The sequence below is a fragment of the Sphingobacterium alkalisoli genome, from assembly GCF_005049105.1.
Taxonomy (GTDB): domain Bacteria; phylum Bacteroidota; class Bacteroidia; order Sphingobacteriales; family Sphingobacteriaceae; genus Sphingobacterium; species Sphingobacterium alkalisoli.
In genome coordinates this window covers 677,302-692,809 of record NZ_SUKA01000002.1, presented here as the reverse complement: position 1 = coordinate 692,809, position 15,508 = coordinate 677,302, and the positions used below count along the sequence as shown (strand labels likewise).

The 15,508-nt window shown below is 42.0% G+C and carries 12 protein-coding genes; all 12 read right to left on the bottom strand.

Annotation, left to right across the window (positions count from 1 at the left end; all coding sequences use genetic code 11):
* Positions 1–168 precede the first annotated feature (168 nt).
* Genes nagB through FAZ19_RS08595 form a run of 12 tightly spaced genes read right to left on the bottom strand, consistent with a single transcriptional unit; the run spans position 169 to position 15,496 of the window.
* Positions 169–2,088: a glucosamine-6-phosphate deaminase gene (gene nagB, locus FAZ19_RS08650; protein ID WP_136820305.1), complete on the bottom strand. Its 1,920-nt coding sequence runs from the start codon at positions 2,086–2,088 to the stop codon at positions 169–171.
* Positions 2,089–2,090: 2 nt separating this feature from the next.
* A complete protein-coding gene (locus FAZ19_RS08645; RefSeq protein WP_136820304.1) occupies positions 2,091–3,269 on the bottom strand; it encodes an AGE family epimerase/isomerase in 1,179 nt (392 codons plus the stop codon).
* 11 nt (positions 3,270–3,280) lie between these two features.
* Entirely contained in the window at positions 3,281–4,216 is a 936-nt protein-coding gene (locus tag FAZ19_RS08640; RefSeq protein ID WP_136820303.1) for a DUF4434 domain-containing protein, read from the bottom strand.
* On the bottom strand, positions 4,213–4,896 hold the full coding sequence (locus FAZ19_RS08635; protein ID WP_136820302.1) for a GDSL-type esterase/lipase family protein: 684 nt from the start codon (positions 4,894–4,896) through the stop codon (positions 4,213–4,215). Before FAZ19_RS08635 ends, FAZ19_RS08640 begins: the two co-directional genes overlap by 4 nt.
* Positions 4,897–4,919: 23 nt before the next feature.
* Positions 4,920–5,618: a GDSL-type esterase/lipase family protein gene (locus FAZ19_RS08630; RefSeq protein WP_136820301.1), complete on the bottom strand. Its 699-nt coding sequence runs from the start codon at positions 5,616–5,618 to the stop codon at positions 4,920–4,922.
* Positions 5,619–6,935 carry an MFS transporter gene (locus FAZ19_RS08625; protein WP_229707376.1) on the bottom strand — a complete coding sequence of 439 codons (1,317 nt, stop codon included), beginning with the start codon at positions 6,933–6,935 and terminating at the stop codon, positions 5,619–5,621.
* 51 nt (positions 6,936–6,986) lie between these two features.
* Complete coding sequence (locus FAZ19_RS08620; RefSeq protein ID WP_211245462.1) at positions 6,987–7,685, bottom strand: GDSL-type esterase/lipase family protein; 699 nt, start codon at positions 7,683–7,685, stop codon at positions 6,987–6,989.
* Positions 7,686–7,731: 46 nt separating this feature from the next.
* Positions 7,732–8,610 carry a hypothetical protein gene (locus FAZ19_RS08615; RefSeq protein ID WP_136820300.1) on the bottom strand — a complete coding sequence of 293 codons (879 nt, stop codon included), beginning with the start codon at positions 8,608–8,610 and terminating at the stop codon, positions 7,732–7,734.
* Position 8,611: 1 nt separating this feature from the next.
* Positions 8,612–9,814 (bottom strand): copper amine oxidase, encoded by a 1,203-nt coding sequence (locus FAZ19_RS08610; protein WP_229707377.1) that lies wholly within the window; start codon positions 9,812–9,814, stop codon positions 8,612–8,614.
* A gap of 1 nt (position 9,815) precedes the next feature.
* On the bottom strand, positions 9,816–10,745 hold the full coding sequence (locus FAZ19_RS08605; RefSeq protein ID WP_169305612.1) for a DUF5017 domain-containing protein: 930 nt from the start codon (positions 10,743–10,745) through the stop codon (positions 9,816–9,818).
* 16 nt (positions 10,746–10,761) lie between these two features.
* Positions 10,762–12,339: a RagB/SusD family nutrient uptake outer membrane protein gene (locus FAZ19_RS08600; RefSeq protein WP_136820298.1), complete on the bottom strand. Its 1,578-nt coding sequence runs from the start codon at positions 12,337–12,339 to the stop codon at positions 10,762–10,764.
* 19 nt (positions 12,340–12,358) lie between these two features.
* Positions 12,359–15,496, bottom strand: coding sequence for a SusC/RagA family TonB-linked outer membrane protein (locus FAZ19_RS08595; protein WP_136820297.1), 3,138 nt, complete (start codon positions 15,494–15,496; stop codon positions 12,359–12,361).
* Between the last annotated feature and the right edge of the window lie 12 nt (positions 15,497–15,508).

The following is a 15,508-nucleotide window of genomic DNA, read 5'->3' as shown; positions in this document are numbered from 1 at the left end:
CGCTCGCTCTACTTTTCCCTTTATACCTTCGTCATATAATCTATACGAACTTCTTTTCATACAACAGATGACACCATAAAAGGCTGCAGAACACAATTACATATCATCTCTTTCTCGCGAATTAACGATACCAGGCATACAATTAACCCGCAGTAAAACAGCACTAATTTAATCATCAAAATGCCAACGTACAAATGCTTCTATGGCTTCATAATCCGCAAGGCCAAGCTGATGATACATCGCGGCAGTCTCGCGGGTACGATCTTCTGCGCGAACCCAAAATTCCCTCGGATCATCGCCTGGAAACACTGGGATATCCTTTTGGGACTGGTGTTTAAAAATGGCATTTCTTTTTCGTTTAACCTCCTGAGGGGACAAGGGAACAGCCATTTCAATTTCGTGAATCGGGTATTCATGCCAAGCGCCACGGTATAACCACAACCAACAATCTTTTGCCCATTCATCAGTTTGTCGCAACCTCAACAGTGCTTGTAGAATAATATCAAAACAAACCTTGTGCGTTCCGTGCGGATCCGCAAAATCACCCGCAGCAAAAACCTGATGCGGCTTAACATGACGCAACAGGATTATTGTTTGCGCAATATCATCTTCGAAATTAATATCTTTCGAGAATTTCCCCCGATCATAAAATGGCAAGTTCTGAAAATGGATACGGTCGTCCGGAAGACCTACAAATCGAGCTCCAGCAATCGCTTCGCCTTTTCGAATCAATCCTTTAACGGTCCGAATAACCTCCGGATCACTTTGGTTGGGTTTTTTCCCCGCAAAAAAATTCCGGGCCTGTTGATAAATTTCTCGCGTAATACCGCGATCATCTCCGATAGCCGTGGCAAAATCGATAATAAACTCCAAATAACGTAACACATCATCATCCCAAACGGCTGTATTACCAGAGGTCTGATAAGCAACATGGACATGATGACCTTGGTCTGCTAATCGAATGAAAGTACCTCCCATCGATATCACGTCGTCATCGGGATGGGGAGAAAAGAGTAACACATTTTTGTAAGCAGGCGTCGCTCTTTCCGGTCTATTGGAATCGTCGACATCGGGTTTTCCTCCCGGCCATCCTGTAATCGTTCGTTGCAATTCATTGAAAACGCGAATATTAATGGTATAAGCTGGACCTTTTTCAGTGATTAATTGTGCCATCCCATGTGTATTATAATCATCGTCTGTCAGTTTCAAAATAGCTTTTCCAAGATGCAACGACAGCCATAACACGGCTTTTCTAATCAATTGGTCGGACCACAGGACATCTTTAACGAGCCACGGTGTATCAAACCGTGTCAATAATGATGATGCTTCTCTATCTAAAACAAACTCAGCGTGATTTGACAACTGCAAATATGATGCTGGAACTTCCGTCGAAACATCGCTTTCCACGGCTTGCTTCACGATGTCCGCTTTATTCGCTCCCCAAGCCATCAAGATAATTTCTTTCGCCTTGAAAATCGTTCCGATTCCCATCGTGATGGCTTTTTGGGGTACATTTTCCTTACCACCAAAATAGGCCGACGCATCCCGTCTTGTCAAATCGTCTAACGTCACTAAGCGCGTTCCTGAATTCGGTGCGGATCCAGGTTCATTAAAACCAATATGACCGGTACGACCAATACCTAGCAGTTGGATATCCAGTCCTCCATACGTACTTATCTGTTCTTCATATTCTATACAAAACCGATGCACATACTGTGCGGTCCCGTCAGGAATATGGATATTTTCCTCAAGAATATCTACGTGATCAAACAGGTGTCTGCGCATAAAAGCTACATAACTCTGATCCGCTGCAGGTTGCATAGGATAATATTCATCGAGATTGAAGGTAACCACATGTTTAAAACTTAGGTTTTCCTCTTGATGAAGCCGTACAAGCTCCCTGTAGACAGGAATAGGAGTAGCACCTGTTGCGAAGCCTAGAATAGCCTTTTCACCTTTCTCCTTTTTTTCGAAGACAAGTCGAGCAATGCGCGCCGCTACAGCTAGAGAAGCCTGCTCTGAAGTTTCAAATACCTGCAAAGGAATTTTTTCGAAACGTGTCTCTTCCAACAAATTAAGCCTTTTCATTACTATCTTTTTATTGCGGTACAAATTGGGGTTTCTTGTAAAACAGAATACACTTTATGCAATGCACGCGGCACGTGGAAACAACCTTTCCATTTTCCGCCTTTTAACGTTAATAAAGGTTCACCTTGGCGATTGAGATACCCAAACCACTCACCATAGGTTGGGTCGGAAAAATTAGCAAAAGAATAGGCATCTAACTTTTCAAACCACACTCTACATTTCTCATTACCTGTGTAGGCATATGCTTTTGCCATACAAACCAACGCCTCTGCATGCACCCACCACAATTTTTGATCCCATTCAAGTTGCTGAGGTGGTTTATTGTGAATATCCTTAAAGTATAGAATACCCCCATATTGCTCATCCCAACCAAATTCTAGAGCCTGTAAAGCGATATCGATACATCTATCCATCAATCCCTTATCAGATTTGCGATCGGCGATATCCATCATAAACCACATTGCTTCGATAATATGTCCAGGATTAACCAATCTCCCTTCAAATGAATCAGAAAAAGCTCCGTTAAGCTGTACATTTTCCATGATGAGACCGGTATCGGACTGATAGAAAACCTCCATCACTTCATACACGACTTTGTCAATCAACGATTCTACCGTAGTAACATCCACAATATGCTCTAATTCCAACGCTAAATTGCTCAATATCATGGGCAAAGAAAACCCTTTTAAGGAACGTGTACCCGGGTATATCTTATTGTATTTTCCCTTTGGATTATCTTGCCGTGCTAGAATACGCTTGAAAGTATCAAAAGCTACTTCTGCATGCTCATCCTTTCCCGTTACTTTATAAAGTGCTCCTAGCCCCATGCTAGCGAAGCAGTCGGAGAAGATATTATAAGACTGCATTAATGGACGTCCACTCCTATCCAAAGAAAAATACCAATCGCCCTGTGCGTCGCGGCCATTTTTCAACATAAATTCTGCCCCCTGTTCGGCCATTTCCTTCCACACTGGCTTTTGTTCCATTTGATTATACAGCATCGAAAGTGTCCACACCTGTCGTCCTTGTAGCCACATGAATTTATCGGTATCAAAAACTTTTCCATCGCGCTCCAAACAGGTAAAAAATCCACCATGCGTCTCGTCCTTTGAGTTCCGCACCCAGAATGGCATTACATTATCCACCAATTCTCTCTTATACCTTTCAGCAAACTCTTTCATTACTTTTACTACTATTTCAACGTTTCTAAATATTCCTTGTATCTATTATATAAATGACCTGCTTGCAGATAGGCAGATTGTGGACTCATAAAGTGAGAAAACTCAAAGGTTATTGCCTTGTCGTACCCCGCTAGACGGGCTGCTTCCAACTTTAATCGCAGTTTTTCAAACTTGATTGGTAAAAATTTGATAGGCATATCCCGATCGAAGGATTCGGCATTAGTCCAGCATGCTAATCCATATTGATCGGCCAATTTCTTATTGACTTCAAAAAATGCGGGCAATTCATCATAATCGATATGTCCGTCTTGAAAGGCAACGGCGTCCACTGCTCCCGATATGCCTTCAAAAATTTCGCTCCATTCTCTTTCATGTTCGATTACTGATACCGCATCCGTCTTATTCAATTGAGCAGATGAGGCCATCACTGCTTTCTTTCCATCAATCCAGGGAGATATAAATGTGGGTAAACCTCCACTCACAGCTTTACATTGCATGCCCAAGGTTCTGAATGCATGCGTTGCACCTTTCGTTTTCCTACTGATTTCCGTGCTGATATACCAACCTCCAAAACTTTTCCAATGCCCATACTTTTGCCAGACCTCCTCAATCACGAATTGATTGGCATCGATTTCGTGTTGCAGATTACCCGTATCCCAATAGAAACCACTATCGTACAAACCAAAATAAAATTTCATTTCGTATTTCAACGCCAGTTCAAGGTATAGTTCGACCAGATCGACTGGCGGCTTGTAACAACCATATTTATCCATCAGATATACCGAGGGATACGTAATAAACTTACGATAGCCACTTCGTATCATGATGACGGTATCGATACCGACTGCTTTCATATACGCAAAATCTCTATCCCATTCTTCCTTGCCCCAATTTTGATGAGGAATATCGTGTGATATTTCGTCAATAAAAGTTCCTGTTATCTTCATAAATATTTCTTGTCTTTTAACAATTTCACCCATTTGATATACGCAGTAGGTATCAAGTGTACACCATCTACAGTATATTCTTTACTTAGTCTTCCTTCATCGTCCTGAAACAAGGGACATAGATCGATGAAGACAACATCTTCCTCCTTTGCAAGTTGTGATAGTTTTTTATTAAGCTCAGGCACTAGCTCATTCCGCCCCCTAGTGTAATCTTCCGTTGTGATCATTTCATTGATTGGTAGCGCGCTTTGGATATAGATTTTCGTGCGCGGAGATTTCATTTTTATCTTTCGGACGATGCGGCGATAATTCTGAATAGATACCTCATGTGGCAATTTTCGGAATTGGTCGTTAATACCATCCATAAGAAAAACGGCACGCGGCTTATTTCGCACTACATCGTCTATTCGCGCCAGTATACCGAAGGAATTGTCGCCCCCTATACCCCTGTTTAGCACCGGATAACGGTAATCAGCCAGCAGTTCCTGCCACTCTGCGCGTTCGGTAATACTATTACCTAAAAAAATTACAGCTCTCTGAATGGTTGGCAATTTTTCAAAATATGCCATACGCTGCTGGTAATACCAATTGGCGTAACTGCTATCTATCTTGGCCTGTTGTGCAGTAATCCCGCCAACAGAACCAGTTAAAAAAATAAAAAAAAGGATGTATCTATTCATTTTGTACAGATTGTTAAGTGTGTTTAAATCACCTTTATCTTCTTTAAATAGTCTCCCCAAAGAATATAACTGACTTGCCAAAGATGGAGTCCATCTATACTTAATTCTCTTTTCATACGACCCTGACTGTCTGCAAAAATCGGATACAGGTCGATATAGGTTACCTTTTTCTCACGACATATTTGCTTTAACAGATTATTAAAAGCCTTAATTTTGGGATTGTTCAATTCTTTATACGATGTGGGAAGCATCTCCTCGTTGACAGGTAGCAAACTCTGTACATACAATACGGTGCGAGGTGATTCCAGTTTAACGCGCATGATGATACGCTCGATATTCCGAAGTATCGTCGCATTGGGGATGCCCCTCTTCATGTCATTTATTCCGCACAGCAAAAATATTTTCCGAGGTCTTGCTGTTAATATCTCCTCTAATCGAGCTAGTATTCCATATGTTACATCTCCACTTATACCTCTATTCACGACGTGGTTTACCTGCAACAATTCCTGCCATTTCCCTCCTTCCGTGAGGCTATTTCCCACAAAGACAATTTCCTTCTTTCGATTGGGCATAGCGGTAAAAAAATCGAGTCGAAGTTTATACTGTTGGTTCATATAACTCGAATCAACAATAGCATGCTCTTGGGCGGTGCAGGGCGAACACGCTGCATGACCGAACGACAGCAATAAAAAAAAACCGTTTACAACTATTTTTTTCATCATTTAATTTTTCTGTTCTTCTTTAATTTCTTCTTTTCCTTTCAACGGTACGAGCCACGAGACAACAAAGGCAGGAATAGTGGCAAATAATACCCAAATAAAGAATTCCTTATAACCTAAATAGTCACTTAGCACACCGCTGATCATAGAAGGAATCATAAATCCTAAGTTCACCAAGCCACTTCCAAAAGCATAATGGGCCATTTTGTATTTACCAGGAGCAATATTTTGCATGATAAACAAGATGATTCCGATAAAGCCGAAACCATATCCAAAATATTCGATTGCTACGGCAGCGGCAATGATCCACAGCTGAGTTGGCACGAAAATGGCCAGAAGCGCATAAGCTACAAAAGGTATATTGAAAAAAGCACATAAGATCATCAGTCTCGTTCGATCCAACCCCTTTTTCGAGACAAAATGTCCCGCTACTATGGAACCTAAAACAAAAGCTACTGCACCAAACACACCATAAAGCAGTCCGATCTCCGAGGTGCTTAATCCTAATCCTCCCTCACTTCTAGCTGCTTTAAAAAAGAGTGGGGTGATCTTGATTGCCTGTCCTTCTGCGAATCGATAAAAAATGATAAAACAAAGACTGAACACAATATTCTTTTTTTGAAAAAAAGTAACAATAACATCCTTCAGTGTTGCTAAACCCTCCTTTAAAGAAGTTTCCTTAAGCCCTTCTTGATTTGAAGGCAGTATTTTAATACTATATAGACCGATGCACAACATAATGAGTCCGTAGACAAACATGACGATCATCCACGCGGACTGTATTCCAATACGTTGCTCAAGTTCGCCGGCCAAGTAGACCAGCACGCCGCCCGAAAAAACCTTGGCTATATTATAGAATGCACCTTGCCAACCAACATATTTTGCTTGTTGTGTAACATTTAATTCATTGAGGTAAACACCGTCGGCTGCTGTATCATGTGTAGCACCACTTATAGCTATAATCATAAACAGCGCAATAGAGGTTGAAAAAAACTGATCAAGCTGTAATGTTAACCCAATCATGCCAAAAACAAGACCGGTAAATAGCTGGGTGGTGTACACAAAAAACTTTCTTGTTTTATATAATTCTAAAAATGGTCCCCACAACGGTTTTAATGTCCAGGGTATCATGATTATCGAGGTCCAGAAGGCGATTTGTGCATCCGATACTCCCAGATTTTTATACATGATTGAACTGGCGCCCGACAGGGCCACAAATGGCAGTCCCATAGCAAACCATGTTGTTGAAATCCAAAAAATAGGATGCAAAGGTGCCATATTGCCTTTCGTCATGTTCCCTTCATCTAAAGTATACTTCATATGTTGTTTTTTCTTATTCGTTACCCACTAATGCAGTCGCGTAGTAATGTATTATTTCTTCGCTTTATCGCTTAAGTAGGGTGCGATCAAGGGTTGCCATATCTGATAGCCCTTTTGGTTGAGGTGTACCATATCTTCAGCAAACAGTTCTTTACGCAACCTTCCTTTCTGGTCGTACATCGATTGGGTAACATCAATATAATGTACTTGTGCTTTTGTATCGGCGAAGTCGCGCATCATCCTATTAGCTTCCAGATATTGTGCCTCCCATTTCATCCGCGCGGGACTTGGCTTGATAGACACCAAGGCGACTTCCGTGCCAGGAAGTTTTATCTCCACCATCCGGACAAACGTAATCACATCTTGCAAATATTCCTGCGTCTTCATTCCTGAGGGAATATCGTTGTCGCCTTCATAAAGAAAGATCTGAACAGGGCGATAGGGCACAACTAAAAGATCAAAGAACTGGAGGACATCGTATAGGTGTGAGCCCCCAAATGCGCGATTGAATACCTTATGATTGGGAAAAGCATCTTTGATACGATCTCCCCATATCCGAAAGGACGAGCTCCCGATAAATAAAATTGCTCCCGTATCGGGCATATTCACAGCATCCGACTTAAGGTAGGCATCAACTTGTGATTGATATCTATCCATTCGTTTTAGATGGGCTTCGTGCCATCTCTGCCCAAAAGAAACCGTACTAAATACGACCAAAAACAAACCCAACGTAAAAATTCTCTTGTACATTAAACTTAATTTTATGTTAGCAAACTATGATATCCAAACCCATTTCTTATTCTTGGCGTAATTCGCTATCAAATGTGTAGCCTGATCCATTAATCGTAATTTCCTCCGCACCCCTTGCCTTTTCGCGATCTGACACGATAACCAAAAAGAATGCTGTGGTCGGACAATTCATTTCTGTATATCTACCACTATGAAATGGAACCTTCAATATGTTACCGTTTTCCATACGCAACAAATCAGTTCCTAACCATTTACCCCCACTTACTTTTGTTTTGGTAACCTGTACGGGCTTCCCTTCATTGCCCATTTGATCTATCGCATTCACCCTTTTAAATTCGCCTTTCGTATCCAGCGCATAGCCAGCGCAGGCAAAAGTTGTTTTATACTGCTTGCCGGCACCTTTCACAATAAATTCTACCTGCCCTTTCGCGATTGTTTTCAATGACATGAACACCTCTTCTCCTGGATACCAATAGAATTCTTCTTTAGCAGGTGCGTTGAGAAACACGGCCTGCTGCCCTGACTGATGTCCTGTTCGGCGTAGAAAAGGTCTAAAGGCCATACGTGCCTTTGATACTTGACCTTGCTTGTCTCTTATAACTTCCCAACTTAGCCCAATATCTGTTTCTTGTCCTCCCATAAGGCCACCTAAATAAATCGATGGATTGTCAAGGTACTGCGCACTATTTTTTGGATTTATTCTCGTTTCGTCAAAGCTGAGCTGAGGTAATACAACTGTTCCACTGATGCCTACCCAGGTATCTACACTCGAAACCAATTTCCGATAGTAGGCACCTTCAAAACACGGTTTAGAAGCCACCGGACGAACTTCATGCGGAAAATGAGCAACATGCTTTTTTATTAAATTGGTTGAAACACAGCCTAACGTAAAGAAAGACAGTATCGTATATAAAACAATTTTCATCTTACTTTAAATCGATAGGTACTAAAATTAACGGTGTGGGTAAGCATGATGCTCCCGGCGGAGAATAGGTGAAATGTATCTCTTGAATCTCTTTTGTAGAATCAGGGTTGAATATTCCAATTAAAATAGCCTCGGGTGCTGCTTTAGTAATCAATGTATCCGTAGGCAATTGGCGGATAACTTTATTTCCGTTATCCTCAAAAAGCTCCATTGTTAACCCCATTCCACCACACCACTGGTTGTCAGCGGATCGCGAATTCCAAGTAATCAAAGCAAGCCCTTTTCCTTCCGTACTCTTCCATTTAATCTTGGTGTCATAGAGTACTCCATAATTACCGGCATTTCTTGCATAGGCTTTATCGGCACCTATTGTTCCTTCTATCCATGGGTCATCTTTTCCATCTGCTATGATTAATTGCGAAATACCATTTTTTGTATCCACCACATCTGTACTCTTAATCGCATAATTGGATACGCCGAATAAGCCACGACCGGCATTGCCATGACTATGTGGAATAACCTGTGTGATTTTAGAAAGCGCGACGGGTCCACTTCGTTCAGGAGCAGTCTGTAACACGCTGATCTGTGCGGGCTGATCGATAACAAACTCATAAAAACCATGAACCAATTCATCATATTCGACTACATTTGTTTCCAATTTCGGATCAATTGCAATCACTTCTCCTGGCTTTACAATACGGACATCGTTGGACACTTGTGAAGCAAAATAATCTGCTAATCCCTGTTTACCGACCTGAAAATAGTTGGTACTCGGCTTTTGTGACGAATATTTCAACATGCGGAAAGACATATTTTCTTTCCCTATATTTTTGATCACAGCCGTGATCTTTCTCCTGATCTTTTGGGGTTCTTTTACGCCATTTACATTATACACATATAACCTCACCGATCCCGGTACCACCTCTTCCTGCAAAGCGACAGCTTCAGGTACGCGGATATATTCAGGATCATCCGAGATAATAAACTGAGGTCCGGGCATTACGGTCTTCGTAAAATCAACCTTTGGAAAATCCGTACGCAAGAAGTCGTCTAATACGACAATACCACCAATCTTGGTTTTCCTTAGCAGATCCTGTTGCTCGCTATTTGCGACATATCTTGATCCGTTTTGTGCATACAACGCTGCTCCTTGCGACAGCAATATAGCTATGGCAAAAAAAGAACTAATTAATTTGTTCATCATATTACTCTACTGTTACTTTCACTGTTTTAATTTGTTCCTTAGCTCCCTTATAGTTACCATTTACAAACACAAAACTCACCTCATACTCCCCAGGCTCCGAAAAAGCATATTTATAAATCGACATATCATCATCAGGGTATTTTTTGATGGCTACACCGTTGTCCGGAGACACCCTATTAGGATCAAATCTCTTCGTGACAATCCATTTTTCAACATCTTCTAAATTACTTTCAGGATTATAATACGTCATGGTGGCATTGGTTAAAAACCAGATACCTTTATTAGCAGGATCGTTGATGGTCACTGCTGTCCAACCGGCATTAATACGATCTGTAACCGGAATAATTTCAGTCTCCGAAAATTTATTCTGTACATTAAACTGATAAATACGCCAAGTCCTCTGCTGCGCGGCCCCTGTGGTAGATGGTAGGCCTACGTATCTAAATGCAAAATAAACAGGCTTACCTGCTTCTACAAGATCAGCTACGCTGGCGTAGTCGGATATTGTCCTTACCCCTACCCCGCCAGCATTCGCCGTTCCAAATGTCAGTCTGTTGCTAATGTCCGTCCACGTGGCAGACTCCATACCTTCTTTGTTATATTGTCCTGAAAAATCCGTGGACATAAATAATTTTAGATTGTCGGCTTGAATTCCGTACAGCACCTGAGTTTCTATATTTAAAATAAGGTCTCCTCCTTCGAGCTCAACCCGATTGCGATGCTTGTATTCTTGCCCGCTCTCGCCCGAATAGAACGTGATCATATCCGCATATCCCGAGAATCGAAATTCCACAGAATCATTAACATTATACGTCTGTTTGTCCGTCGTGACCTCTACAACAGGATCCATCAATGTGTCCCGGGAGCAGGCACAAAAAACTATTCCCAGTACCGCTACCAATAGTATTGGTATTTTTGTCAATCTTTTCATAAACATAAAATTTTAATTACCAACCCGCATTTTGTTTCATCAATTTGTTTACGATCATCTCATCCCTCGGTATGGCATAGAGCGTATCCCGTTCACTAATATTTTCTGCCGTCCTAAAGCCATATTGGTAGTTGGCATTAGCAGAAGCCTTATAGGAAAGCAAATTCTTCATAGTCAGTATATAATTGTTCCATCGTGTCAGATCAAATCTCCTTAAACCTTCAAAAGCCAACTCCCACGATCGTTCCTTTTGAATGGCTTCTTGAAATTCCAGTTCGTCCAAACTAGAAGACAAATCTGCCTCTTGGATATCGGTAGCACCAACTTTCAACTTTCCAAATGCTCTCCTACGCACTAGATTAATGTATTCATCTGCTTCGGCACTACGCGCTCCGGGCAGCATATTATCTGCTTCGGCATACATTAATAACACATCTGCATAGCGTACCAAAGGGAAATTGACAACTGTGGTATTGGTACTTTTGACTGGTGTTACTTCAAATTCCCTTCTGAATTTGGACGCATATCTATTGTAATAGATTGTAGCCGTACTCCCTGTATACGGAACTCGCTCCGTGCTTGGAGCCGCTGCATACGTATAATCATTAATATTCCAATCGCGACGCTCGTCACCAGTAACAAAAGAATCGTAATACGGTCTCATAACACGCATCGCACCATAACTGTAGCCAACCGTCGTGTTGGATGTACCTATTCCATTTATCGATCCCACCATACCTTCTTCATACTGATTACCAGATTGATAAGAAAATTCGACTTCCCATATTGATTCTCTCGTATCGTATACCTTCTGTGCGTAGTTCTTGAACACTTGACTATAATCTGGATTCAATCGATGATAACCGTACGCGATAACTTTTTTCGCCCACTCCTTAGCCTCCGCATACCGAGCTACATCACGGAGCGGTGCACCCGCCATTTTCAAATTGACGCGAGCCAATACTCCCCACACGGCAGATTTGGATATCCTTCCAGCATTTGTGTAGGTCGTTACATCGGCAACTTTTTCAGCGGCAGCCTCCATATCCATCACGATCCGTTGGTAAATATCTGCATACGTCGATGGTACCATATCCACTTCGCTTGGCGATTTGGTGGATTCCAAACGCAGTGGAATCTTCCCCCAATTGGAGGTCAATACAAAATAGTAGTACGCTCTCAAAAACAAAGCCTCTCCTCTGTAGACTTCTCTGGCCCCATCGGACATATCCGCCTTATCGATGTTTTCCAACAGCATATTCGCACGATTAATTCCTTCGTACAATATTGTCCATGTGTTCAGCAACTTGGTATCACCAATATCATAATTATATAACGCGATATCCTGTGTATTGCTGGATAATCCAAAAAAGCCTTCGTCACTGATATCCATTTCAAAAAACAGGTATCTGCCGTAAGCAGAAGTTTTTCCAAGTACATCATATATACCAGCGACGGCTGCAGATACATCTTTTTCATTGGTGTAATAGTTGACAGGGGCCACAAAATCTGTCGGCTTCACGTCCAAAAACTTATTGCAAGCGCTTAAAAGAAGTATTGTCCCTATAAATCCGCTTAATATTATCTTTTTCATGTTCTTTCTTGATTAAATATTAAAATGTGATATTTAGACCAAAAGTGTATGTTTTTGCTCGTGGATAAGCGGAGTAATCAAAACCAGAGACCAACGCACTCGCACGAACAGAAACTTCCGGATCATAACCCGAATAATTGCTCCATGTATGTAAATTCTGGGCGGTAAAGTACATCCTCACTGTAGAAATCTTAGCTTTCTTAAGTAATTCACTAGAGAAGTTGTAACCCAACGAAACTGTCTTCAACCGCAAGAAAGAACCGTCTTCTACAATCCTATCCGAATAGGTTTTGTAGATTGCACCTCGCGCAGCAGGCAAGGTACCTTCTGGATTACTTGGCGACCAACGGTCTCGATAGGATGCAAATTGATTCGTATTATACTTGTACCCCGACTCCATAATGATCCTGTTAGCATTTAAGATGTCATTGCCAGAAGACCATTGAAGAAAGACATTTAGATCAAATCCTTTGTACGCGAAGTTATTGGACCAGCCACCAAAGTACTTTGGTATCGGATTACCGATCACCACCTTGTCATCATCGTTGATCTGCCTATCGCCGTTGAGGTCTTTATATTTGATGTGTCCGGGCTGTACAGCAGTTGTCCCATTAGTTGTTAGTGTAGGTTTTAGCGTATAGTTAACCCCATCGAAGTCAAAATCGTCATAGTTGTATACACCATCCCAAATCAAACCATAAAATTGGGATACAGGCTGACCAATTTTCGCTACATAGCCCGGTACGGTTCTCCAGTCATCTCCCCATCCAACAGAAGTAAGCCTAGAAGTTTGATTGTCTACCAGTGCGAGCACCTTATTGCGGTTAAAAGAAATGTTGAAATCAGATGTCCATGTGAAGGCTTTTTTTACCGGGACAAAACCCAACGTCAACTCAATACCATCGTTCTGGATTCTGCCAATATTCTTTATTGCCGAAGAATACCCTGTGGATGGCGACAGTCCGGCATTCATCAATAGATCGTGGCTCTTTTTACGGTAGACGTCTAGCACCATGGTAATCCGTTCGTTAAAGAAACCTAGATCGATACCAAAGTCCGTCTGTTCCGAAGTCTCCCACCTCAAATCATAATTACCTAACGAAGTGGGTATGACGCCACGAATAATAGTACCTCCAAAGCCATATCCCGAATTCGTTAGGCTCTGAAGGGCGGAATGCGCAGCAAAATTACCAACGGCATTATTTCCTGTACGACCCCATGAAGCTCTGATCTTTGCATTAGAAAGCCAGTCTGCCGTCTCCATAAACTTCTCGTTATTGATACGCCAAGCCGCTGCGAATGACGGAAAGAATCCGTAGATATTGTCGCCCAAAAATCTGGACGAACCGTCTAATCGGTTAGTTACTGTAAACAAGTACCTAGAATCATAAGAATACATCACACGTGCCAAGAAGCTAGCCATTGTAGCTTCTGTAGTGGACGATCCGATGCTACTAGGTTCTCCTTCATCTAGTCCAGATAAACCTAGATTTTCGTTTTGCAGTCGTATGGCCGATGCACCAAAGCTCAGCCCCGATGTTCTTTCAGCCGTAAAGCCCGCCATCGCATTAATATAATGTTTCTTGGCCAAGGTCTTGACATAGGTGAGTTGGTTGGATATATACCAGCGGTCCGAGTCGTAGAATGTGCGTGAGCCATTTAGCTGTGAATTGGTAAATTCATGACCTGTGCGAGAATTTGCACCGTTATACGTATCATATCGTCGATTTCCTTTATAAAATGTACCAGACAATTTATACTTGAGGCTTTTTAGTAATTCATATTCCGCATAGCCGTTCACTGTAAAAGTCGTCCCATAGTTTTCTCGCAATTCATTCTGCGTCGTCATAATAGGATTGAAACGATGCTCTTGGGACTGTTCGATTTCTGGATCTAACCCTTCTTCCAAAAGGTTTGTATTGGTCACTGACACAGGTCTAAAAGCCCAAACACTGAACAGCAGGTTTACTTCATGATTATAGCTTGAACTGGATGAAGGGGTACCGTAGTTTTTGTAATTGGAGTACGAAGCATCTAATCCCACTTTGAGCTTCTTATTTATCTGCTGATCCAATGTCATCCTACCTTGGGTTCGGTTAAATCCAGAGTTTAGAATAATACCTTCTTGATTAATCCGCGATAATGAGGCACTATATTTAGTTTGAGCAGTCCCCCCTTTGAGCGACAAGTGATGATTGGACATTGGAGCGACACGCATCACCTGATTTTCCCAATTGATGCCGTCCAAGAGTTTATAATCTTCTATATCGACACTGCCCCCCTGTAAATACAGTCCGCTCGTCCGAACTGGATCAATATCCCATTGTAGTTTTACAAATTCATAGGGGTTCAATACCTCCTGTCTTTTAGTGCTACTTTGCCAACCATAATAGGTATTATAAGCAAGTTGTGGGGCAGATAAAGCACCTCGCTTTGTTGTGATGATGACAACACCGTTACCTCCTCGAGCACCATATATAGCTGTTGCTGAAGCATCCTTCAGGATATCGATAGACTCGATGTCAGCCGGATCCAGAGCATTGATAGGATTAGCAGCCATATTGCCATCATTAGGACTTTCGACAGGCATACCGTCGATTACATACAATGGCCCTACATTCTGCGTGATCGAACCAATACCCCGAATCACAATATCAATCGTCGACCCAGGCTGCCCTTCCGAAGATGTAACCTGCACACCCGCCACACGACCAGCCAACGCCTCGTCGAAAGACTTTACAGGAGCCTTTTGAAGATCTTCCATCTTAACACTGCCTATAGAACCAGTGAGGTCGGATCGCTTTTGCTCGCCATATCCGATGACAACCACGTCTTCCAACATAGAACCACCTTCCAGTAAGGTCACCTGTATATTGGATTGATCCTTTACTTCGACCGTCTTCGTCAAATAACCCAAATAGGAAAACACTAAACTCTGTTGCTCCCCCTCGACTGTGATGGAGAATTCACCTTTATTATCTGTGCGCGTAGCCATGGTGCTACCGGCGACTTTTACGGTCACCGCCTCTAATAGTTCTCCCTTACTATTGGACACCTTTCCAGCTACTTGCCGACTTTGTCCATACACTAACGATACGGAGCAGGTGATTAACAAGCAACTTAATCTCAATGAGACCCATTGAACGATTCTATGCATAATCAAAAATTT

Excerpts from the sequence above, each read along its gene's own strand:
- FAZ19_RS08635 (WP_136820302.1), bottom strand. The coding sequence starts at position 4,896 with ATGAATAGATACATCCTTTTTTTTATTTTTTTAACTGGTTCTGTTGGC.
- FAZ19_RS08630 (WP_136820301.1), bottom strand. The coding sequence starts at position 5,618 with ATGATGAAAAAAATAGTTGTAAACGGTTTTTTTTTATTGCTGTCGTTC.
- FAZ19_RS08645 (WP_136820304.1), bottom strand. The coding sequence starts at position 3,269 with ATGAAAGAGTTTGCTGAAAGGTATAAGAGAGAATTGGTGGATAATGTA.
- nagB (WP_136820305.1), bottom strand. The coding sequence starts at position 2,088 with ATGAAAAGGCTTAATTTGTTGGAAGAGACACGTTTCGAAAAAATTCCT.
- FAZ19_RS08625 (WP_229707376.1), bottom strand. The coding sequence starts at position 6,935 with ATGAAGTATACTTTAGATGAAGGGAACATGACGAAAGGCAATATGGCA.
- FAZ19_RS08595 (WP_136820297.1), bottom strand. The coding sequence starts at position 15,496 with ATGCATAGAATCGTTCAATGGGTCTCATTGAGATTAAGTTGCTTGTTA.
- FAZ19_RS08600 (WP_136820298.1), bottom strand. The coding sequence starts at position 12,339 with ATGAAAAAGATAATATTAAGCGGATTTATAGGGACAATACTTCTTTTA.
- FAZ19_RS08605 (WP_169305612.1), bottom strand. The coding sequence starts at position 10,745 with ATGAAAAGATTGACAAAAATACCAATACTATTGGTAGCGGTACTGGGA.
- FAZ19_RS08640 (WP_136820303.1), bottom strand. The coding sequence starts at position 4,216 with ATGAAGATAACAGGAACTTTTATTGACGAAATATCACACGATATTCCT.
- FAZ19_RS08620 (WP_211245462.1), bottom strand. The coding sequence starts at position 7,685 with ATGTACAAGAGAATTTTTACGTTGGGTTTGTTTTTGGTCGTATTTAGT.
- FAZ19_RS08615 (WP_136820300.1), bottom strand. The coding sequence starts at position 8,610 with ATGAAAATTGTTTTATATACGATACTGTCTTTCTTTACGTTAGGCTGT.
- FAZ19_RS08610 (WP_229707377.1), bottom strand. The coding sequence starts at position 9,814 with ATGATGAACAAATTAATTAGTTCTTTTTTTGCCATAGCTATATTGCTG.